This window comes from Streptomyces sp. NPDC049887 (genome assembly GCF_040656535.1).
In the GTDB taxonomy this organism is placed as follows: Bacteria; Actinomycetota; Actinomycetes; order Streptomycetales; family Streptomycetaceae; genus Streptomyces.
Genome location: NZ_JBFAMM010000005.1, coordinates 217,903 through 238,453, shown reverse-complemented (window position 1 = coordinate 238,453; position 20,551 = coordinate 217,903). Strand labels below are relative to the sequence as shown.

Genomic DNA, 20,551 nt, shown 5'->3' with positions numbered 1-20,551 from the left:
GTGTTCCGTATGGAACGCATGGTGGTCATCGGCGGCGACGCGGCGGGGATGTCCGCCGCGTCGCAGGCGCGCCGGCTCAGGGGTCCCGGGGAACTGGAGATCGTCGCCTTCGAGCGGTCCCACTTCGCGTCGTACTCGGCCTGCGGCATCCCGTACTGGGTCGGCGGCGACGTGGCGGAGCGGGACTCGCTCATCGCCCGGACGCCGCAGGAGCACCGGAAGCGAGGCATCGACCTGCGCATGCGCACGGAGGTCGTCGGGCTCGACGTCCCCGGGCGGCGGGTGCGGGCCCGGGACCTGGAGTCGGGCACGGAGTCGTGGACGGACTTCGACAAGCTCGTCATCGCGACCGGGGCCCGCCCCGTGCGGCCGGGGCTGCCCGGGATCGACGCGCCGGGCGTGCACGGCGTGCAGACCCTCGACGACGGGCAGGCGCTGCTGGACACGCTGGCGGGGCTGGAGGGCCGCCGTGCCGTGGTGGTGGGCGCGGGCTACATCGGGGTGGAGATGGCCGAGGCGCTGCTGAAGCGGGGCTTCGAGGTCACCGTCGTCAACCGGGGCGAGCAGCCCATGGCGACGCTGGACCCCGACATGGGCCTCCTGGTGCACGAGGCGATGGACGGGCTGGGCATCACCACCGTGAACGGCGCGGAGGTCACCAAGATCCTCACCGGGTCGGACGTGGGGGTGCCTGCCGGGACCGGAGGCCCGCGGGGGCGTGTCCGGGCGGTCGCCACGGAGGACGGGGAGTTCCCGGCGGACGTGGTGGTGCTCGGCATCGGCGTCGAGCCCGAGACGGAGCTGGCACGCGCGGCGGGACTCCCCCTCGGGACGCACGGTGGCCTGCTCACCGATCTGTCGATGAGGGTGCGGGGGTACGAGGACGTCTGGGCGGGCGGCGACTGCGTCGAGGTCCTGGACCTCGTCTCGGGCCGCGAGCGGCACATCCCGCTCGGCACCCATGCCAACAAGCACGGCCAGATCATCGGCGCGGGCGTGGGCGGCGGATACGCCACCTTCCCCGGGGTGGTGGGCACCGCGGTGAGCAAGGTCTGCGACCTGGAGATCGCCCGCACGGGTCTGCTGGAGAAGGAAGCCCGTGCGGTGGGCCTGCGCTTCGTGACGGTCACGGTGGAGTCGACCAGTCGTGCCGGGTACTACCCGGACGCGGCCCCGATGACGGTGAAGATGCTCGCCGAGCGGCGTACCGGCCGGCTCCTCGGCGTGCAGATCGTGGGGCGCGAGGGCGCGGCCAAGCGCGTGGACGTGGCGGCGGTCGCGCTCACCGCCGGGATGACGGTGGAACGGATGACCGCCCTGGACCTCGGCTACGCCCCGCCGTTCTCCCCGGTGTGGGACCCGGTGCTGGTGGCGGCACGGAAGGCGACGGCGGCCGTGCGCGCCGCGGGCGGCTGACCGCGGCGCGGGCGACGGGAGCTGTGGGACCGGCGCCCGTCGGTGGCTCGGCGGGGAGGTGCGGGGAGCCGCGCCGGCCCCCGGAGGCGGTCAGACCGGTACCCGCTGCTTCTCGGTCTTCCCGGGCACGGCCCGGTCGTCGCCCGCGCGGGGGCCGCGGCGACGGCTCTGCAGCCGTCGGCCGAGCCGCTGTCCGGGCAGCTCCACCAGGTGGTAGGTGAGGGCGCTCAGCACGAACAGGACGACGAGGAAGGCGAGCAGCCAGAGCAACTGCGCTGCTCCGCGGGGGTGCCCCACGTGCGCCATGAGCCAGGACATCACGGAGATCACCGGGCGGTGCAGCAGGTACACGGAGAAGCTGACCACGCCCAGCCAGGTCAGGGCCCCGGGCATGCGGTGGCGGCGCAGCAGTAGAGCCACCCCGAACAGCGCCCAGCCCGCGAGGAACGCGCTGACCCAGGCTGTGGGGGACTCGGTCCAGGTGCGGATCTGCGCCGGCCCGTCGTTGTAGAGCAACCCCGCCGTCGTCCCCGCCGCGAGCACGACGCCGCAGCAGGCCCACGCCGCGCCCCGGCCGAGTTGTCCCCGTTCGGCGCGGTACATCACGGTGCCGCAGAACATCGTGGCCAGGATGAGCAGGCTCTCCCACGGGGTCGACCGCGAATTGGCGATCATGAGCACCAGACCCAGCCCGGACAGCATCGTGGCCCCCGCCAGCTGCGCCGGCCGGCTGCCGCTGAGCAGGCACACCAGCCCGAGTCCCACCAGCAGGGCGGTGCCCGCGACGAGCGCGCGGACGGACAGCTCGGGCCGCAGGCTCCACCCTGCCGCCCACGGCCCGAGGAACAGTGCCGTCCCCGCGAGCACGACCGCGGCGGAACCACTGCGGCAATGGGCGCCGACCATGAACAACATGGTCACCAGGTAGTAGAAGACCATTTCGTAGGTCAGCGTCCACATCACCGAGAGACCGCTGCGCATCCCCAACAGGTCCTGCAGCATGGTGCCGTTGGCGACGGCTGCGAGCAGGGTGCGGTCGTGGACCGAGGGGTCGACGCCGCCGGCACTCCGCGGCAGCAGTACGGCCGCGGCGACGAAGACCACCGCGCACAGCGGGTACAGCCGGAACAACCGGCCGATCCAGAACGCCCGCACGTCGCCCCGGCGCTCCAGCGAGGCCGGCACGATGTACCCGCTGACCAGGAAGAAGGCCATCACCCCGAAGACGCCGGGGTCGAACCACTCGCGCACGGCCGCACCGAAGCCCACGAACAGGTCGTTGCTCAGGTGGTGCAGGGCCACGATCAGGGCCGCGATCCCCCGAACGGCGTCGAGCCATCCGAGACGAGCCGCCGCAGGTGGAACAGATATTCGCGATCTCACCCGCGGACCCTAACAAGCCGTGCCGCGCGGACGGGTACCGCCTCTCCCCGCGACGCTCCTCCCGCCCTCGGGCCAGGTGCCCCTGGCTTCTAGCGCGCCGTCCGGGTGTGGACGTACTCCACGAGCCGGGTCAGTGCGTCGGGGTCCGTCGTGGGCAGGACGCCGTGGCCGAGGTTGAAGACATGGCCCTCCAGGCCGCGTGCGGCGTCCAGGACCTCGCGGGTCTTGGTCTCGACGGCCTCCCGGGTGGAGAACAGCACCGCCGGGTCCAGGTTGCCCTGGAGCGCCTTGCCGGGCCCGACGCGGCGGGCCGCCTCGTCGAGCGGCACACGCCAGTCGACGCCGACGACGTCCGCGCCTGCCTCGCCCATCGGTCCGAGCAGTTCGCCGGTCCCGACGCCGAAGTGGATGCGCGGCACGCCGTACCCCTCGACCGCGGCGAAGACCTTCGCGGACGCGGGCATGACGGAGCGGCGGTAGTCCGCGGGGGCCAGCGCGCCGACCCAGGAGTCGAAGAGCTGCACGGCGGAGGCGCCGGCCTCGATCTGCACCTTCAGGAAGGCCGAGGTGATCCCGGCGAGCCGGTCGAGCAGATCGGCCCACAGCTGCGGGTCGCCGTGCATGAGCGCCTTGGTGTGCTCGTGGTTGCGGGACGGACCGCCCTCGACGAGGTAGCTGGCGAGGGTGAACGGGGCACCGGCGAAGCCGATGAGCGGGGTGGCGCCGAGCTCACCGGTGAGCATTCCGATCGCCTCGGTGACGTACGAGACGTCCTCGGGGGTCAGCTCGCGCAGCCGGTCGAGGTCCTCCCGGCGGCGGATCGGCTCGGCGACGACCGGACCGACTCCGGGCTTGATGTCGAGGTCGATGCCGATGGCCTTGAGCGGCACGACGATGTCGCTGAAGTAGATCGCGGCGTCCACCTTGTGGCGACGCACCGGCTGCAGTGTGATCTCGGTGACGAGCTCCGGCCGCATGCACGACTCCAGCATCGGGATGCCCTCGCGCACCTTCAGGTACTCGGGCAGCGACCGTCCCGCCTGCCGCATGAACCAGACCGGTGTGTGCGGCACGGGTTCGCGTCGGCACGCCTTCAGGAAGGCGGAGTCCCGCAGTGCGTCGGTCGTCGTCTGCTGGCCCTCGGACGGGGCGTCCCCTGCGGGGGCGGTGCTCCGGGCCGGGGGGAGGTCGTTGGCGCTCACGCCCAGAATCTTCGCACGGGCGAGCAAGGAGCGTGCGCCGGTGGGTGTCCCTCCCTGCGCCGGGCCCGCGTTCCGCCTACTCTTCCCCGCATGGCTGCGGCTCAGGGACAGTTCTCCGATCCATCCGACGGCGCCGAGGGCACGGACGGCGCCGAGCCGGACTCCGTGCCGCGGGCGTTCCGCCTCGCGGTCGACGCGCTGCGCGCGGCACGGCCCCGGCCCGGGATCGAGGTGGACCCGGCCCGACCGCCGCAGCGCCTCGCCCCGCACGCGTACGCCCTGGAGGCGGCGGTCGTCGACGACGGGGAGGACCTCGCGGACGGCCGGCTGGTCCTGCTGCACGACCCGTCGGGTCACGAGGCGTGGCAGGGCGCGTTCCGGCTGGTGACGCTGGTGCGCGCCGAACTGGAGCCGGAGATGGCGGCGGACCCGCTGCTCCCCGAGGTGTGCTGGTCCTGGCTGACCGGCGCGCTGGAGGCACGGAACCTCGCGTACGGGGAGCCGAGCGGCACCGTCACCCGGGCGGGGTCCCATTACTTCGGTGGACTCGCGGACCGCCGCCCGGCGACGCAGATCGAGATCCGGGCGTCCTGGACGCCTCGCGAGGGCCGCGACGGGGCGCCGGACACCGCGGCGCACCTCGCGGCCTGGTGCGACCTGCTCTGCCAGCTCGCCGGCCTGCCGCCCGCGGGCGTCCCCGACGGCACGACGGCGGGCGTCGTCACACTGCCGCAGCGCCGGGGCCCGCACGCGCCGTAGCCCCGGCGGTACGGCCGGCACGGGGGTCTGCGGGGTCGGGATACGGCGGCGCGCACGCGGAGCGGCGGCGCACGGCGCGGTGGGTGGGACGAGCGGAAGGGCCGGAGGCACGCCGGTCCGTCGGGCGGCGCACGGCGCGGTCGCGACACGGGTGCGCAGGGTCGTCGGCCGATCCGTCGGCACGGCGGGCGAGGGCTGTCACCGGGGCCGTGCGCCCGGGGTCCGCGACGGCCGTGCGGGCCGCAAGTCCGGGCCGCCGACGATCACCCGGGATGTCCGTACAGGGTCACAGCATGATCGATCACGCGTCCTAATTGCCGGAATTGTTACTCACCAAATCGTGATCTTTCTCTAAAGGCGACCAGGTTTGCTGCCGAAGAGGTGGTGACCCATCAAGCACGGTTCGCCCCGGCTTCATCCCCGAGCCGGCTCCGTCCCCCACCTTCCCAGGAGGCCTGGTGTCCGTTCTCCTCGAGCAGCCCGCAAGCCTGGTCGCCTACCGCCCGAACAAGCCGACGGCCATGGTCGTCGTGGCCGACCCGCGCGTCCGCTCCACCGTCACCCGCCACCTGTGGGCGCTCGGGGTGCGCGATGTCATCGAGGCGTCGTCCATCGCGGAGGCCCGTCCCCGCGTCGGCAACCCGCGCGACATCTGCGTGGCCGACGTCCACCTGCCCGACGGCAGCGGGCTGACCCTGCTGTCCGAGACCCGCGCCGCGGGCTGGCCCAACGGCCTCGCCCTCTCCGCCGCCGACGACATCGGCGCCGTCCGCAACGCGCTGGCCGGTGGGGTCAAGGGCTATGTCGTGACCGGTACGCGCACCAACCTCGGCCACCCCACCCGCCCCGGAGCCGCCCCGATCGGCGCCGCGGCCGCCCGGCTGCACCGCCGTCCCCCCGGCGCCCCGAGCCACCCGGGCGGCTACCGCGAGCTGTCGGGTCGCGAGGTGGAGGTGCTCCGGCTGGTCGCCGAGGGGCAGTCGAACAAGGCGATCGGTGTCTCGATGGGCCTGTCCGCCCTGACGGTGAAGAGCCACCTGGCCCGGATCGCACGCAAGCTGGGCACCGGTGACCGCGCCGGAATGGTGGCCGTGGCGCTGCGCACCGGCATCATCCACTGAGCCTCCTTCACACCGGTCCGGTGCCCGTCGACGGAACGTTCCGTCGACGGGCGCTTGCCGTTGACGGATACCCTTGACAGGTGACCGACGCCCAAGAGACCGCAGCAGAGCCGGACCTGCGCACCATCGGGGGCGGCCCCCCGGACGGCGGCGTCTCTGCAGAAGGGGCGCCGATCCCCCTGCTGGAGCCGCGGGAGGGCATCCCTCCGGTGATCTCCACGCCCGAGGCACTGGAATCCGTCGTCGCCGCCTTCACCGCCGGCACCGGTCCCGTCGCCGTCGACGCCGAACGCGCGTCCGGCTACCGCTACGGGCAGCGCGCGTACCTCGTCCAGCTGCGCCGCCAGGGCGCAGGCACGGCGCTCGTCGACCCGGTCGGCTGCCCCGACCTCTCCCCGCTCGGCGACGCCCTCACCGGCACCGAGTGGATCCTCCACGCGGCCACCCAGGACCTCCCCTGCCTGCGCGAAATAGGCATGCTGCCGACGAGGCTCTTCGACACCGAGCTCGCCGGACGGCTCGCGGGCTTCCCTCGGGTGGGCCTCGGGGCCATGGTCGAGTCGGTGCTCGGCTATGCCCTGGAGAAGGGCCACTCGGCGGTGGACTGGTCCACCCGCCCCCTCCCCGAGCCCTGGCTGCGGTACGCGGCGCTCGACGTCGAGCTGCTCGTGGACCTGCGGGACGCGCTGGAGAAGGAACTGGACCGGCAGGGGAAGCTGGAGTGGGCGCGGCAGGAGTTCGACGCCATCGCCTCGGCCCCGCCCGCGCCCCCGCGCAAGGACCCCTGGCGGCGCACGTCGGGCATGCACAAGGTCCGCCGCCGCCGTCAGATGGCCGTCGTACGGGAGCTGTGGACGGCCCGGGACAAGGTGGCGCAGCGCCGCGACGTGTCCCCCGGCAAGGTGCTCGGCGACGCGGCGATCATCGAGGCGGCGCTGGCGCTCCCGTTGAACGTGCACGCACTCACGGCCCTGCCCGGGTTCGGGCACCGCATGGGCCGGCGGCAGCTGGAGCAGTGGCAGTCGGCGGTCGACCGGGCGCGGGCGCTGTCGGAGGCGGAACTGCCCCAGCCGGGGCAGCCGGTGGCCGGGCCGCCCCCGCCGCGCTCCTGGGCGGACAAGGACCCGGTGGCGGCGGCGCGGCTTTCCGCGGCGCGGGCGGCGGTGTCCGCGCTGGCGGAGCAGCTGAACCTGCCCCAGGAGAACCTGATCACGCCGGACACGGTGCGGCGGATGTGCTGGGAGCCGCCGGCGGAACCGGGCCCGGAGGCGGTCGCCTCGGCACTGGCCGCGCTGGGTGCGCGGCCGTGGCAGGTCGAACAGGTGACGCCGCTCCTGACGAGGGCACTCCAGGCGACTCCCTGAGGCCGTGCCGCCCGGGCCCCACTGGCACCGCGCGGGCACGGCGCGCCGCGCGTGGCGCCTCGGGCGCGGGTCGTCCGTCCCTGCGTGCTGCGCCCGTGGCCCCGCCCGGCCGGCTGTGTCCCGGCCCGCGCACGGGATGCCGCCAGTCCCGGCCCAAGAGCCGGATGCGACGCGGCGGCTGCGGCGCCCCGGGTTCCCTGGGCTCGCGCCCGGTACGGCATGGCCTGCCCCGTCCGGCCCACGTGACGGACACGCCGCGCCCGGGTCCTCGCCCCTCCCCCGCTCCGCCGGTGCGGCGGGGCGGCGGGGCGGCGGGGCGGGACCGGAGCACCGGGGCGGAAAAGGCCGGGGGCGTCGCGGACGGCCGTCCGCCCTGGGCGTGCGCGCGCCACAGGGACCGACCGCAGACCGGCGGTCGCCTGGGGACCGGAGCGTCTGGGCGGGGCCCGCCCGCCCCGAGCCGCGCCCCGCACGGAGAACCGCGCGGAGGCGGGGAAGGCCCTCGCGCGCACACGCCGCCGTGAGCGCCGAGCGGACGCCCGCCGCCGGGCCGGGGCGAACGCGTGTGACGTTCGCCGCTCCCGTCGCGGGGGGTGGGCAACCCAGTTACCCGCAAGTAGCATGAGGGCAGCAAGCGCACGCTTAGCCGTGCGCCACGCAGCAGTGCCACCCCGCACCCTGGAGGAGAGCCATCGTGCCTCGTACCGTCAGGGACGTCGTCTTCGTCGACGGCGTCCGCACCCCGTTCGGCAAGGCGGGCCCGAAGGGCATCTACCACGAGACCCGTGCCGACGATCTCGTCGTGAAGGCCATCCGGGAGCTGCTGCGCCGCAACCCGGACCTCGACCCCAAGAAGATCGACGAGGTCGCCATCGCGGCGACCACTCAGATCGGCGACCAGGGCCTGACCATCGGCCGCACCGCCGGCATCCTCGCGGGTCTGCCGCAGTCCGTCCCGGGCTACTCCATCGACCGCATGTGCGCGGGCGCGCTGACCGCCGTGACCTCGGTCGCCGGCTCGGTCGCCTTCGGCGCGTACGACATCGCCATCGCCGGTGGTGTGGAGCACATGGGCCGCCACCCGATGGGCGAGGGCGTGGACCCGAACCCGCGCTTCGTGTCGGAGAAGCTCGTCGACCAGTCGGCCCTCTTCATGGGCATGACCGCCGAGAACCTGCACGACCGCTACCCCACGATCACCAAGCAGCGCGCCGACGAGTACGCCGTGCGCTCGCAGGAGAAGGCCGCCAAGGCGTACGCCGACGGCAAGATCCAGCAGGACCTGGTGCCGGTGTCGGTGCGCCGCACCAACGCTGAGGCGGGCGAGACCGGCTGGGGCCTGGTCACCGCCGACGAGCCGATGCGCCCGGGCACCACGTTCGAGAACCTCCAGGGTCTGAAGACGCCCTTCCGCGTCCACGGCCGCGTCACCGCCGGCAACGCCGCGGGCCTCAACGACGGCGCCACCGCCTCGCTGATCGCCTCCGAGGACTTCGCCCGGGAGAACAACCTCCCGGTCAAGATGCGCCTGGTCTCGTACTCCTTCGCCGGCGTCGAGCCCGAGGTCATGGGCTACGGCCCGATCCCCGCGACGGAGAAGGCCCTCGCCCAGGCGGGTCTGTCCATCGAGGACATCGGCCTTTTCGAGATCAACGAGGCCTTCGCCGTCCAGGTCCTGGCCTTCCTGGAGCACTACGGCATCGCCGACGACGACGCCCGGGTGAACCAGTACGGCGGCGCCATCGCCTTCGGCCACCCGCTGGCCTCCTCCGGCGTGCGTCTGATGACGCAGCTGGCGCGGCAGTTCGAGGAGCAGCCGGAGGTCCGCTACGGCCTCACCACGATGTGCGTCGGCTTCGGCATGGGCGCCACCGTCATTTGGGAGAACCCGCACCACAAGGACGCCGGAGGCGACAAGTGACCACCACCGCTGAGCTCCTGAAGGGCGCGGCCGAGCTGTTCCCCGACGAGGTCGTCACCCAGGCGCACGTACGCCACCTCGACCTCCCCGGCGGCGCGGGCAGGTTCGCCCTCATCACGCTGGACAACGGCCTGGACCACACCAAGCCGACGACCTTCGGCCCGCAGTCGCTGGCGAACCTCGACGCAGCGATCGACCAGGTCGAGCAGGAGGCGTCCGAGGGCACCGTCGTCGGCGCCGGCATCACCGGCAAGCCGTTCATCTTCGCCGTCGGCGCCGACCTCAAGGGCGTCGAACTGCTGAAGCAGCACTCGGACGCGCTCGCCATCGGCAAGGGCGGCCACGACGTCTTCAAGCGGCTGTCCTCGCTCGCCGTCCCGACCTTCGCCTACTACAACGGCGCGGCGATGGGCGGCGGCGTCGAGGTGGGCCTGCACTGCTCCTACCGCACGGTCTCCAGCGCCCTGCCGGCCTTCTCGCTGCCCGAGGTCTTCCTCGGTCTGGTTCCCGGCTGGGGCGGCTGCACCATCCTGCCGAACCTGATCGGGGCGGACCGCGCCGTCTCGGTGATCATCGAGAACTCGCTCAACCAGAACAAGCAGCTCAAGGGCGTCCAGGTGCACGAGCTGGGCATCGCCGACGCCATCTTCGAGGGCGCCGACTTCCTTGAGCAGTCGCTGATCTGGACCGCGTCCGTCCTCAAGGGCGAGATCGTGGTGGAGCGCCCCGAGATCGACCGCGGCGAGGCCTGGGACCAGGCCGTCGCCAAGGGCCGGTTCATCGCCGACTCCAAGGTGCACGGCGCCGCCCCGGCCGCCTACCGCGCCCTCGACATCATCGAGGCCGCCAAGGACGGCGACCTGCAGAAGGGCTTCGACGCCGAGGACACCGCGCTCGCCGACCTCATCATGGGCGGCGAGCTGCGCTCCGGCATCTACGCCTTCAACCTGGTGCAGAAGCGCGGCAAGCGCCCCGCCGGCGCCCCGGACAAGTCGCTGGCCCGCCCGGTCACCAAGGTCGGTGTCGTCGGCGCCGGTCTGATGGCCTCCCAGCTGGCGCTGCTGTTCCTGCGCCGTCTGGAGGTCCCGGTGGTCCTCACCGACATCGACCAGGAGCGCGTCGACAAGGGCGTGGGCTACGTCCACGCCGAGATCGAGAAGCTGCTGGCCAAGGGCCGTATCAACCAGGACAGGGCCAACCGCCTCAAGGCGCTGGTGAGCGGTGTCCTGGACAAGGCCGAGGGCTTCGCGGACGCGGACTTCGTCATCGAGGCCGTGTTCGAGGAGATGTCCGTCAAGCAGAAGGTGTTCGCGGAGGTCGAGGCCGTCGCCCCGGCGCACGCGATCCTCGCCACCAACACCTCCTCGCTGTCGGTCTCCGAGATGGCCTCGAAGCTCAAGCACCCGGAGCGCGTGGTCGGTTTCCACTTCTTCAACCCGGTCGCGGTCCTGCCGCTGCTGGAGATCGTCCGCGGTGAGAAGACCGACGACGCCTCGCTGGCCACGGCGTTCGGTGTCGCGAAGAAGCTGAAGAAGACCGCGGTGCTCACCAAGGACGCCCCGGCGTTCGTCGTGAACCGCATCCTGACCCGCTTCATGGGCGAGATCCAGAACGTCATCGACGAGGGCACCCCGGTCGCCACCGCCGAGAAGGCGATCGAGCCGCTCGGTCTGCCGATGTCCCCGCTGGTGCTGCTGGAGCTCGTCGGCCCGGCGATCGGTCTGCACGTGTCCGAGACGCTGAACCGCGCCTTCCCGGAGCGCTTCACCGTCTCCCCCAACCTGAAGGCGGTCGTCGAGGCCGGCAAGCGCGGCTTCTACGTGTACGACAGCGGCAAGCCGGAGCTGGACCCGGAGGTCGCCGCGCTGCTGAAGCAGGGCGACAGCGTACTGACGGAGGAGCAGGTCCGCGCCCGTGTCCTCGACGCGGTGGCGCAGGAGATCGGCCTGATGCTGGAGGAGGGTGTCGTCGCCGAGGCGCAGGACATCGACCTGTGCCTGATCACGGGCGCCGGCTGGCCCTTCCACCTGGGCGGCATCACGCCGTACCTGGACCGCGAGGGCGTCAGCGAGCGCGTCAACGGCAAGCGGTTCCTGGCGCGGGGCGTGGCGAGCGTCCCCGCGTGACCGTGTGACCATATGACCGCCGCACCGGTGACGGTGCGGTGGTCACAGGCCGACAGGAACGGGCCGTACGGGATTGCTCCCGTACGGCCCGTTCCGATGCGACCGTCCGCGCTGCGCCCCGGCCGGGGAGGCTCACACCTGCGTCCACGCCTCCATCGCCAGCCCCGACTCCGACTTCTGCCGGGTCACGCGCAGGGAGCCGTCGGCACCGAGTGCGGCGAGGACGACACGGCCGGTGCCGTCGATGGCGAGGGCCGGAGCGCCTGCACAAGGGTCGCCCGTGGGCGTCCAGTCGAGGCCGGCGGACTCCTCCTCCGTCGGATAGGCCGCGATGGCCGGGCGGCCGTCGCGGCCGCGCTGGGCGAGGATCGTGCAGTCCTGCCCGTCGACGGGGGTGCGGAGGACGGCGACCGGCCCGGTGCCGCCCTCGCCGCCGAGGGCCGCGGGCGCGGCCATCCCCTCGCGCCAGGCGTGGACGGCGCCCGTGGCCGCGTCGCGCCAGAAGTGGGTCAGCCGCTCGCGGCCGGTGCGCTCGGAGCTGACGGAGCCGTTGGCGGCGGAGAAGGCGATGTCGTCGGCGCGCTGGAACTTCACGCCCTGGGTCTCCTGGTTCCACCGCAGCACGGCGTCATCCGTCGGGGCGAGGACCTCCATCAGCCCGTGGTCGGTGACCGTCGCGGCGGGCAGGCCGAGCGTGTCACTGCCCTTGAGGTCGGCCCACTTGTTCCACTTGCCGTTGGGCACCTGCGCCCGGCCGCAGACACCGCCGCCCGCGTTCCGCGCGAAGACGTGGAGGGAGCCCTCCGAGTCCACGACGGCCGCGGGGAGCCCTATGGTGGCCGCGAGGGCCCGGTCCTGGGCGTACGGGGTACCGAGCGCGTACCAGTCCCGCAGGGGGCGCCCCGACTGGTACTGGATGGCCTGCACGACGTCCGTGGCGACGTCGCCGCCAGGGAGCTGGGTGCGCCGCAGCGCGACCAGCTGCACATAGCCGTCCGAGCCCTGGGCGATCGCCAGGTACGGCAGGATGCCGGGGGCCGGGAACAGCTCGGGGCCGGTCCACTGGGGCCCGCCGGGCCGTCGCTCCGTCCAGCGCAGCACGCCGTCGGCGACCGGCGTGTACGCGGAGAGCCTTCCGTCCTTGCCGCGCAGCAGCCAGCCGCTGGTCGACGGGAGCGACGGGTCGGCGGGCAGCGAGGTCGTGGCCCGGGCCGCCCGACGCTGCCGGCCTTCGGCGCCCACGGTGTCGGGCGGGGTGCCCGTCCGACGCTTCGACCGCCGCGCAGACCGCAATGACATGGCCCGTTGCCCACCTTCCCCGAGCGCCGTGCAAGCGCTTGATTCACGTGACGATAACACCCGGTGGGAGAGCGTTTCGCCCGCCCGCGGACCGGCCCTGTGGCACCCTTCAGCCATGGTCCCTCTTCTGATCGTCGATGGCGCGAACGTGGTCGGTTCGGTACCCGACGGCTGGTGGCGCGACCGCCGGGGGGCGGCCGAGCGGCTGCGCGACGGGCTCGTCCCGCTCGCCGAGGAGGGTGTCCCCGGGCACCCCGGTCCGGTGGAGGTGGTCCTGGTCGTCGAGGGCCGCGCGAGGGGCGTCGGGCCCGTCCCCGGCGTACGGGTCGAGGCCGCACCCGGCAGCGGTGACGACCGGGTCGTGGAACTGGTCCGGGAGAGCGCCGGCCGTACCGCCGTCGTGGTCACGGCCGACCGGGGGCTGCGGGAGCGGGTCGAGGCGCTCGGCGCGCGGGTCGTCGGGCCGCGCACGGTCCGCCGCGGCTGACCCCGCGCCCGCTCGCCCCTCACCGCCGCGCCGGGCGCACGTGGCGCACCGCTCCGCCGACGTCGCCGGTCAGCGGCTCGGCGCGGCGGGCGGGAATCGCCGCGGCGTGGGCAGGTGTTCGGGTGCGTACGGTCCGTCCCGCGAGTCGTCGGCGTGGGGGGTACCTCCCGTGCCGAAGGGCTACCGGGGAGTGCGTGCCGGGCGTCACGGGCCAGCAGGGACTCCCGCGACACGCCCCGGCTAGAACTCGGCGTCCTTGCCCAGCTTGCCGAGGCGGCTGTGGGAGCGGCCGTACAGGTAGTAGACGACCACGCCGATCGCCATCCACACGGCGAACCGCAGCCAGGTCTCCGCCGGGAGGTTCAGCATCAGCCAGAGCGACGCCGCGATCGACACGATGGGCAGCACCGGCACCCATGGCGTCCGGAACGCGCGGTGCAGGTCGGGCCGGGTGTTGCGGAGGATGATGACGCCGAGGGCCACGATGACGAACGCGAAGAGCGTGCCGATGTTCACCAGGGCGGCGAGCGCCTCCAGGCTGGTGAAGCCCGCGATGATCGCGATGGCGCCGCCGAGCACGATGGTCGCGCGGTGGGGCGTGCGGAACTTCGGGTGGGTGATGGAGAAGAAGCGGGGCAGCAGTCCGTCGCGGCTCATCGCGAAGAACACCCGGGTCTGGCCCAGCAGCAGGATCATGCAGACGGTGATGAGTCCCACGACCGCGCCGAGGCTGATGGCGCCGGCGAAGAAGGGCTGGTCGACCGCCTTGAAGGCGTCGGCGAGCGGAGCTGTCGCCGACATGTCCATGTAGTGCTGCATGCCGGTGACGACGAGCGTCACGGCCACGTACAGCAGGGTGCAGATGAGGAGGGAGCCCAGGATGCCGCGCGGCATGTCCCGCTGGGGGTTCCTGGTCTCCTCGGCGGCGGTGGCGACGACGTCGAATCCGATGAAGGCGAAGAACACGATGGAGGCCGCGGTGAAGATGCCCATCACGCCGAAGTTCGTGGGCTCGTAGCCGAACAGCAGCTGCACCAGCGGCGCCGCGAGGCCGCTGCCGGTCTCCTGCGGCTGGGCCGGGGGGATGAACGGGGTGTAGTTGTCCGCCTTGATGAAGAAGGCACCCGCGACGATGACCAGCAGCACCACGGTGACCTTGATCGCGACGACGATCGCGGTGATGCGGGCGGACAGCTTCATGCCGATGACGAGCACGGCGGTCAGCGCCAGGATCAGCAGGAAGGCCAGCAGGTCGAAGTGGCCGCCCGCGTCGGGCCCGGAGAGCGCGGCGGGCATCTGCCAGCCCAGGTTGGTCTCCAGGAGGGCGCGCGCGTACCCGGACCAGCCGACCGCCACGACCGCCGTGCCGAGGGCGAACTCCAGGACCAGGTCCCAGCCGATGATCCAGGCGGGGAGTTCCCCGATCGAGGCGTACGAGAAGGTGTACGCCGAGCCGGCCACCGGCACGGTGGACGCGAACTCGGCGTAGCAGAGCGCGGCGAGGGCGCAGACGACTCCGGCGGCGACGAACGACAGGGACGTGGCGGGCCCGGCGTTCTCCTTCGCGGCGATGCCCGTCAGGACGAAGATGCCGGTGCCGATGATGACACCGACGCCGAAGACGGTGAGGTCCCAGGCGGAGAGCGACTTCCTGAGCGCGTGCTCCGGCTCCTCCGTGTCCCGGATCGACTGCTCGACCGTCTTGGTCCGGAACGCCCCGGTGCTCCTCGGGGGCTGCTGCTGTGTGCTCACCGGCGTACCTCCGTACCCATGGCCGTATGGCCATGATCGAGAGGAGTGCTGGACCTCGCCCGCCCACGGAGTGCGTTTCACACGAAAGGACCGGCCGGGAACCTCTCACGGTACTCCGACCGGCCCAATCCGTCTCCGTCCGCCGGGTGCGCGCCGCTCGGCGCGCCCGCTCAGTCCCGCGCCGGCTCGGCGGTCCTGCTGGGTTCGTCGTCGAGCCGGCCGTCCAACTTGGCGACGAGGCCGGTGACCTGGCGGGCGATGTCCGTAGCGGTCAGCCCGATCTCCGCCATGACCTCCTTGCGGGAGGCGTGGTCGAGGAAGCGCGGCGGGATGCCGAAATCGCGCAGCGGCAGGTCCACTCCGGCATCGCGCAGTGCCTGGGACACGGCGGAGCCGACACCGCCGACGCGGCCGTTGTCCTCGACGGTGACGACGACCCGGTGCCGCTCGGCGAGCGGGGCGAGGGCCTCGTCGACCGGCTTGACCCAGCGGGGGTCGACGACGGTGGTGGAGATGCCCTGCTTGTCGAGGAGGTCGGCGATCTCCAGGCACATCGGCGCCAGGGCGCCGACGGAGACGAGGAGGACGTCGGGCCCGGGGGTGCCTCCCATGCCCGAAGGGCCATGGGGGGCGGTGCGCGGCTCGCGCAGGACGTCCATGCCGCCGACGCGGCCGACTGCCGGGACCGCGGGGCCGACCACGCCCTTGGAGTAACGGACCACGGTCGGCGCGTCGTCGACCTCGACGGCCTCGCGGAGCTGGGCGCGCAGTTGCTCGGCGTCGCGCGGGGCGGCCATCCGCAGGGTGGGGACGACCTGGAGGATCGACATGTCCCACATGCCGTTGTGGGAGGCGCCGTCGTCGCCGGTGACGCCGGCGCGGTCCAGCACGAAGGTCACACCGCACTTGTGGAGGGCGACGTCCATCAGCACCTGGTCGAAGGCGCGGTTGAGGAAGGTGGCGTAGACGGCGAAGACCGGGTGGAGCCCGCCGGTGGCGAGACCGGCGGCGGAGGTCGCCGCGTGCTGCTCGGCGATGCCGACGTCGAACACCCGTTCCGGGAAGGTCTCGGCGAACTGCTTCAGACCGACGGGCTGGAGCATCGCCGCGGTGATGGCGACGATGTCCTCGCGCTCGCGGCCGAGCTTGACCATCTCGTCGCCGAAGACGGACGTCCAGCTGGCCGCCGCGGCCTTCACCGGCAGGCCGGTGTCGGGGTGGATGGGGCCGATCCCGTGGAAGCGGTCCGCCTCGTCCTGCTCCGCGTGCTGGTAGCCGCGGCCCTTCTCGGTGAGGCAGTGCACGATGACCGGGCCGCCGAACCGCTTGGCGCGGGTCAGCGCGGACTCCAGGGCCTCGATGTCGTGGCCGTCGATGGGGCCGACGTACTTCAGCCCGAGGTCCTCGAACATGCCCTGCGGGGCGATGAAGTCCTTCAGGCCCTTCTTGGCGCCGTGCAGGGTCTCGTAGAGCGGCCGCCCGACGACGGGGGTGCGCTCCAGGATGTCCTTGCCGCGGGCGAGGAACCGCTCGTAGCCGTCGGTGGTGCGCAGGGTGGCCAGGTGATTGGCGAGGCCGCCGATCGTCGGGGAGTAGGAGCGCTCGTTGTCGTTGACGACGATGACGAGCGGGCGGTCCTTGGCGTCGGCGATGTTGTTCAGCGCCTCCCAGGCCATACCGCCGGTGAGGGCACCGTCACCGATGACCGCGACGACGTGGTCGTCCTTCTTCAGCACCTCGTTGGCCTTGGCGAGGCCGTCCGCCCAGCCGAGGACCGTCGAGGCGTGCGAGTTCTCGATGACGTCGTGCTCGGACTCGGCGCGCGACGGGTAGCCGGACAGGCCCCCCTTGGCGCGGAGCCGGGAGAAGTCCTGGCGACCGGTCAGCAGCTTGTGGACATAGCTCTGGTGACCGGTGTCGAAGAGGACCTTGTCGTTCGGTGAGTCGAAGACGCGGTGCAGGGCGATGGTCAGCTCGACCACGCCGAGGTTGGGACCGAGGTGTCCGCCGGTCTTCGAGACCGCGTCCACGAGGAAGGTGCGGATCTCTGCGGCCAGCTGGTCGAGCTGCTCCGGGCCGAGTCGGTCCAGATCGCGCGGTCCCCTGATACGGGTAAGCAATGCCACCCGTGCCTCCTTGCGTTTGAGCTGGTCGAGCTTGCCGATCCGTCGAGTCTAATGTTCCGCTCCCGGCCGCTGTCATCGGGCGGTGCGTTCCGCGTCACGCCATCGGAGGACACGGAGGTCCTTCCGGGACGGGCCGCGGGCCCCCGGGGGAACACGCAGCAGTGCCCGGCGCCGGTTCCGGCGCCGGGCACTGCTGCGGTGGCCGCTACGCGCGGCCGGCGGTCTTCTGCGTCTTGCGCGTGACCGAGTCGATCACGACCGTGGCGAGGAGCACACCGCCGGTGATCATGAACTGGATCGGGGTGGCGATGCCCTCCAGCGCGAGGCCGTACTGGATGGAGACGATCACCATGACGCCGAGCAGCGCGTTCCAGGTGCGGCCGCGGCCGCCGAAGAGGCTGGTGCCGCCGATGACGGCCGCCGCGATGACGTTCATCAGCAGCTCACCGGCGCCGGCGCTCTGGTTGGCGGCGGCGATCTTGGAGGCCCAGAACAGACCGCCGACGGCCGCGAAGGTGCCGGCGATGGCGAAGACCGAGATCCGCACCGCGGTGACGTTGATGCCCGCGCGGCGGGACGCCTCGACGCTGCCGCCGAGCGCGAAGATCTTCCGGCCGTAGGCGGTGCGCCGCAGGACGAAGTCGGTGATCACCAGGACCACGAGGAACAGCACCAGCGCCAGGGGCAGGCCCTTGTACTGGTTGAGCATGTACGCGGCGCCGAAGGACACGACGGCGAGGAGGACCGTGCGGAACACGATGTCGCCGAGCGGCCGGGACGGGATGCCGGCCGCGTCGCGGCGGCGGCTGTCGAGGAACGCCGAGAGGAAGAACAGAGCCACGGCCAGCCCGGCGAGACCGTAGGCCGCCGCCACGTCGGAGAAGTAGTACGTGGTCAGCTTGGCGACGACGCCGTCGCCGTCCAGGTTGATCGTGCCCTGGGAGCCGAGGAGCTGGAGCATGAAGCCCTGCCAGAACAGCAGACCGGCCAGGGTGACGGCGAAGGCGGGCGCGCCGATCCGGGCGAAGAAGAAGCCGTGGAGCGCTCCGATGACCGCTCCACCGGCGATCGCGACCAGCAGGGCCAGCCACTCGTTCATCCCGTTCGTGACGCTGAGGACGGCCACGATCGCGCCCGAGACGCCACTGACCGCGCCGACGGACAGGTCGATCTCCCCAAGCAGCAGCACGAAGATGATGCCGACGGCCATCATGCCGGTGGCGACCATCGTGACCGCGATGTTGCTGAGGTTCTGCGCGGAGAGGAACTGCGAGTTCAGGCTCTGGAAGATCGCGCAGATCAGGATCAGGCCGATGACGACCGGGATGGAGCCCAGGTCGCCGGCGTGCAGCTTGCGCTTGAACTCGGCGATGTAGCCGCCGAAGCCCTGCTCTCGCACGAGGAGGCGGGGGTCGACCGCGGTGACCGCGTCGTGGGCGGCGTCCGGGTTGACCACCCGGTGGCGGCCGCCGGCGGGTGCCGGAGTCTTGTCGATGCTCACTTCTGCGCCTCCGAGGTGCGCGCCGCACGACGGGTCACGGCGTTGTCCGTGGCGCCGGTGATGGCGGAGATGATCTGTTCCTGCGAGGTGGACTTGACGTCGAAGACGCCGTTGTTCCGGCCGAGCCGGAGCACCGCCACCCTGTCCGCGACGGCCTTCACATCGGCCATGTTGTGGCTGATGAGGATGACCGCGTGGCCGCGTTCCCGCAGCCGCTCCACCAGGTCGAGCACCTGCGCGGTCTGCTCGACGCCGAGCGCCGCGGTGGGCTCGTCGAGGATGACGAGCTTGGGCGCGCCGAGCATCGAACGGGCGATGGCCACGGTCTGCCGCTGACCGCCGGAGAGCGAGGCGATCGGGATGCGGACGCTGGGGATGCGGATGGAGAGCGTGCTCAGCAGCTCGCGCGAGCGGCGCTCCATCTCGACCTCGTCGAGGACGCCGCGCTTGCGGAGCTCCCGGCCGAGGTACAGGTTGCCGACGACGTCGATGTTGTCGCACAGCGCGAGGTCCTGGTAGACGGTCGCGATGCCCAGGTTCTGGGCGTCGTGCGGCTTGCCGATCGACACGGCCCTGCCTTCCCACTCGATGACGCCCTCATCGATGGGGTGCACGCCGGCGATCGTCTTGACCAGCGTGGACTTTCCGGCGCCGTTGTCGCCCACCAGGGCGACGACCTCACCGGCGTGGACCTCAAGCTCTACGTCGGTGAGCGCCTGAACGGCACCGAACCGCTTGGAGACCCCGCGCAACGCCAGCACGGGCGTAGCGGACACGTGAACCATCTCCTTCGCCGCCTGTCCGGCGGGATGCCGCGCCGGGAGGGGTGGCGCGGAGGTTGAGCAGAAGCGGGGAGAAGCGTTTCTGTCCGGTGCCCCGCCCCGATAGCGGGGGCTGGGATGGGGCGGGGCACCGGGCAGGCTTCAGGGAGCGTCCCTCGGGGACGTGGTGCCTACTTCAGGCCGATCGCGTCGCAGGCGGCCTTGAACTTCGGGGTGCAGATCTCGGCGGCGGTGTAGACGCCGTCCTTGATGACCGAGTCCTTGATGTTGTCCTTGGTCAGCGAGACGACCGGGACGAGCACCGAGGGGATGCCCTTGGCGGTCGGGCTGTCGACCTTGGACGTGGCGATCGCGTCCAGGCTCTGGCCCTTGGCGAGCGCGACGGCCATCTCGGCGGCCGCGGCGGCCTCCGGGGCGTACGGCTTGTAGACGCTCATGAACTGCTCGCCCGCGACGATGCGCTGCACACCGGCGAGCTCGGCGTCCTGGCCGGTGACCGGCGGGAGCTTGTCGAAGCCGCCGGCCTTCAGGGCGGTGATGATGCCGCCCGCCATGCCGTCGTTCGCGGAGTAGACGCCGACGATCTTGTCCTTGCCGAGGGCCGAGATCGCCGCCTCCATGTTGGCGTTGGCGTTCTCCGGCTTCCACTCCTTGGTGTCGTACTCCTTGCCGACGTTCACCTTGCCGTCCAGGACGCTGTGGGCGCCCTTCTTGAAGAGCGCGGCGTTCGGGTCGGTGATGGAGCCGTTCATCATGACGATCTGGCCGCTCTTGGCCTTGTCGCCCAGTGCCTTGAGAAGGGCCTCGCCCTGGACCTTGCCGACCTCTTCGTTGTCGAAGGAGGTGTAGGCGTCGATGGGGCCCTCGGCGAGACGGTCGAAGGCGACGACCGGGATGCCGGCCTCCTTCGCCTTCTTCACGCCGCCCGCGATGGCCTTGGAGTCCACCGCGTCCACGATCAGCGCGTCGACCTTGTTGGTGATCATCGTGTCGACCTGCTGCGTCTGCAGGGTCGCGTCCTGCTTGGCGTTGGCGTAGACGACCTTCGCCTTGCCGTTCGTCAGCTCGCTGATCTTCTTCTCGATGAGGGGCTTGTCGAACTTCTCGTAGCGCGCGGTCTGGTTCTCCGGGAGCAGCAGACCGATGGTGAGGGCGTCGCCCTTGGCGGCACCGGTCTTGGCACCGTTCTCGCCGGACTCCTTGGCGCTGCCGCAGGCGGCGAGGGACACGGCCATCGCGGCGGCGCTCACTGCAACGGCGACGCGACGCATCTGCGTGTTCATTCAGAAACCTCCCTGACGAGGCCGCGTCC

The 20,551-nt window shown here is 72.1% G+C and carries 15 protein-coding genes; 7 read left to right on the top strand and 8 right to left on the bottom strand.

Annotated elements, in window-relative coordinates; all coding sequences use genetic code 11:
- The first annotated feature begins 9 nt into the window (after nt 1-9).
- Nucleotides 10-1,416, top strand: coding sequence for an FAD-dependent oxidoreductase (locus AB0J10_RS08730; RefSeq protein ID WP_363059424.1), 1,407 nt, complete (start codon nt 10-12; stop codon nt 1,414-1,416).
- A 90-nt stretch (nt 1,417-1,506) separates the two neighbouring features.
- Here the strand turns inward: AB0J10_RS08730 and AB0J10_RS08725 are convergent, their stop codons facing one another.
- Complete coding sequence (locus AB0J10_RS08725) at nt 1,507-2,799, bottom strand: acyltransferase (protein ID WP_363059235.1); 1,293 nt, start codon at nt 2,797-2,799, stop codon at nt 1,507-1,509.
- Nucleotides 2,800-2,888: 89 nt separating this feature from the next.
- A complete protein-coding gene (gene hemE / locus AB0J10_RS08720; RefSeq protein WP_363059422.1) occupies nt 2,889-3,914 on the bottom strand; it encodes a uroporphyrinogen decarboxylase in 1,026 nt (341 codons plus the stop codon).
- A gap of 177 nt (nt 3,915-4,091) precedes the next feature.
- Here hemE and AB0J10_RS08715 point away from each other — a divergent pair, with 177 nt between their 5' ends.
- The 5 genes from AB0J10_RS08715 (at nt 4,092) to AB0J10_RS08695 (ending at nt 11,292) form a co-directional block, all read left to right on the top strand.
- Nucleotides 4,092-4,760, top strand: a complete 669-nt coding sequence (locus AB0J10_RS08715) for a DUF3000 domain-containing protein (protein ID WP_363059233.1) — start codon at nt 4,092-4,094, stop codon at nt 4,758-4,760.
- Nucleotides 4,761-5,218: 458 nt separating this feature from the next.
- Nucleotides 5,219-5,881 carry a response regulator transcription factor gene (locus AB0J10_RS08710; protein ID WP_093651875.1) on the top strand — a complete coding sequence of 221 codons (663 nt, stop codon included), beginning with the start codon at nt 5,219-5,221 and terminating at the stop codon, nt 5,879-5,881.
- An 80-nt stretch (nt 5,882-5,961) separates the two neighbouring features.
- Nucleotides 5,962-7,245, top strand: a complete 1,284-nt coding sequence (locus AB0J10_RS08705) for a ribonuclease D (RefSeq protein ID WP_363059230.1) — start codon at nt 5,962-5,964, stop codon at nt 7,243-7,245.
- Between the two features lie 694 nt (nt 7,246-7,939).
- Complete coding sequence (locus tag AB0J10_RS08700; protein ID WP_363059228.1) at nt 7,940-9,166, top strand: acetyl-CoA C-acyltransferase; 1,227 nt, start codon at nt 7,940-7,942, stop codon at nt 9,164-9,166.
- Nucleotides 9,163-11,292, top strand: coding sequence for a 3-hydroxyacyl-CoA dehydrogenase NAD-binding domain-containing protein (locus AB0J10_RS08695; RefSeq protein WP_363059226.1), 2,130 nt, complete (start codon nt 9,163-9,165; stop codon nt 11,290-11,292). The genes AB0J10_RS08700 and AB0J10_RS08695 overlap by 4 nt, the downstream gene beginning before the upstream one ends.
- A gap of 132 nt (nt 11,293-11,424) precedes the next feature.
- Here AB0J10_RS08695 and AB0J10_RS08690 read toward each other — a convergent pair whose 3' ends face one another.
- Entirely contained in the window at nt 11,425-12,534 is a 1,110-nt protein-coding gene (locus AB0J10_RS08690) for a hypothetical protein (protein ID WP_363059420.1), read from the bottom strand.
- A gap of 172 nt (nt 12,535-12,706) precedes the next feature.
- Between AB0J10_RS08690 and AB0J10_RS08685 the strand changes: the two genes are divergently transcribed.
- Nucleotides 12,707-13,078, top strand: coding sequence for an NTP pyrophosphohydrolase (locus tag AB0J10_RS08685; protein ID WP_363059224.1), 372 nt, complete (start codon nt 12,707-12,709; stop codon nt 13,076-13,078).
- Between the two features lie 240 nt (nt 13,079-13,318).
- On the opposite strand, the gene AB0J10_RS08680 is transcribed toward AB0J10_RS08685, so the two are convergent.
- The 5 genes from AB0J10_RS08680 to AB0J10_RS08660 all read right to left on the bottom strand — a co-directional run bounded on the left by AB0J10_RS08680 (nt 13,319) and on the right by AB0J10_RS08660 (nt 20,522).
- Nucleotides 13,319-14,830, bottom strand: a complete 1,512-nt coding sequence (locus tag AB0J10_RS08680) for an amino acid permease (RefSeq protein WP_363059222.1) — start codon at nt 14,828-14,830, stop codon at nt 13,319-13,321.
- A 170-nt stretch (nt 14,831-15,000) separates the two neighbouring features.
- The gene (dxs, locus tag AB0J10_RS08675; protein WP_363059220.1) at nt 15,001-16,956 is read right to left on the bottom strand and encodes a 1-deoxy-D-xylulose-5-phosphate synthase; all 1,956 of its coding nucleotides are present in this window, start codon (nt 16,954-16,956) and stop codon (nt 15,001-15,003) included.
- A 205-nt stretch (nt 16,957-17,161) separates the two neighbouring features.
- Nucleotides 17,162-18,457 (bottom strand): sugar ABC transporter permease, encoded by a 1,296-nt coding sequence (locus AB0J10_RS08670; RefSeq protein ID WP_363059218.1) that lies wholly within the window; start codon nt 18,455-18,457, stop codon nt 17,162-17,164.
- On the bottom strand, nt 18,454-19,242 hold the full coding sequence (locus AB0J10_RS08665) for an ATP-binding cassette domain-containing protein (RefSeq protein WP_363059216.1): 789 nt from the start codon (nt 19,240-19,242) through the stop codon (nt 18,454-18,456). Before AB0J10_RS08665 ends, AB0J10_RS08670 begins: the two co-directional genes overlap by 4 nt.
- Before the next feature lie 167 nt (nt 19,243-19,409).
- Complete coding sequence (locus tag AB0J10_RS08660) at nt 19,410-20,522, bottom strand: substrate-binding domain-containing protein (RefSeq protein ID WP_363059214.1); 1,113 nt, start codon at nt 20,520-20,522, stop codon at nt 19,410-19,412.
- Nucleotides 20,523-20,551: the final 29 nt, after the last annotated feature.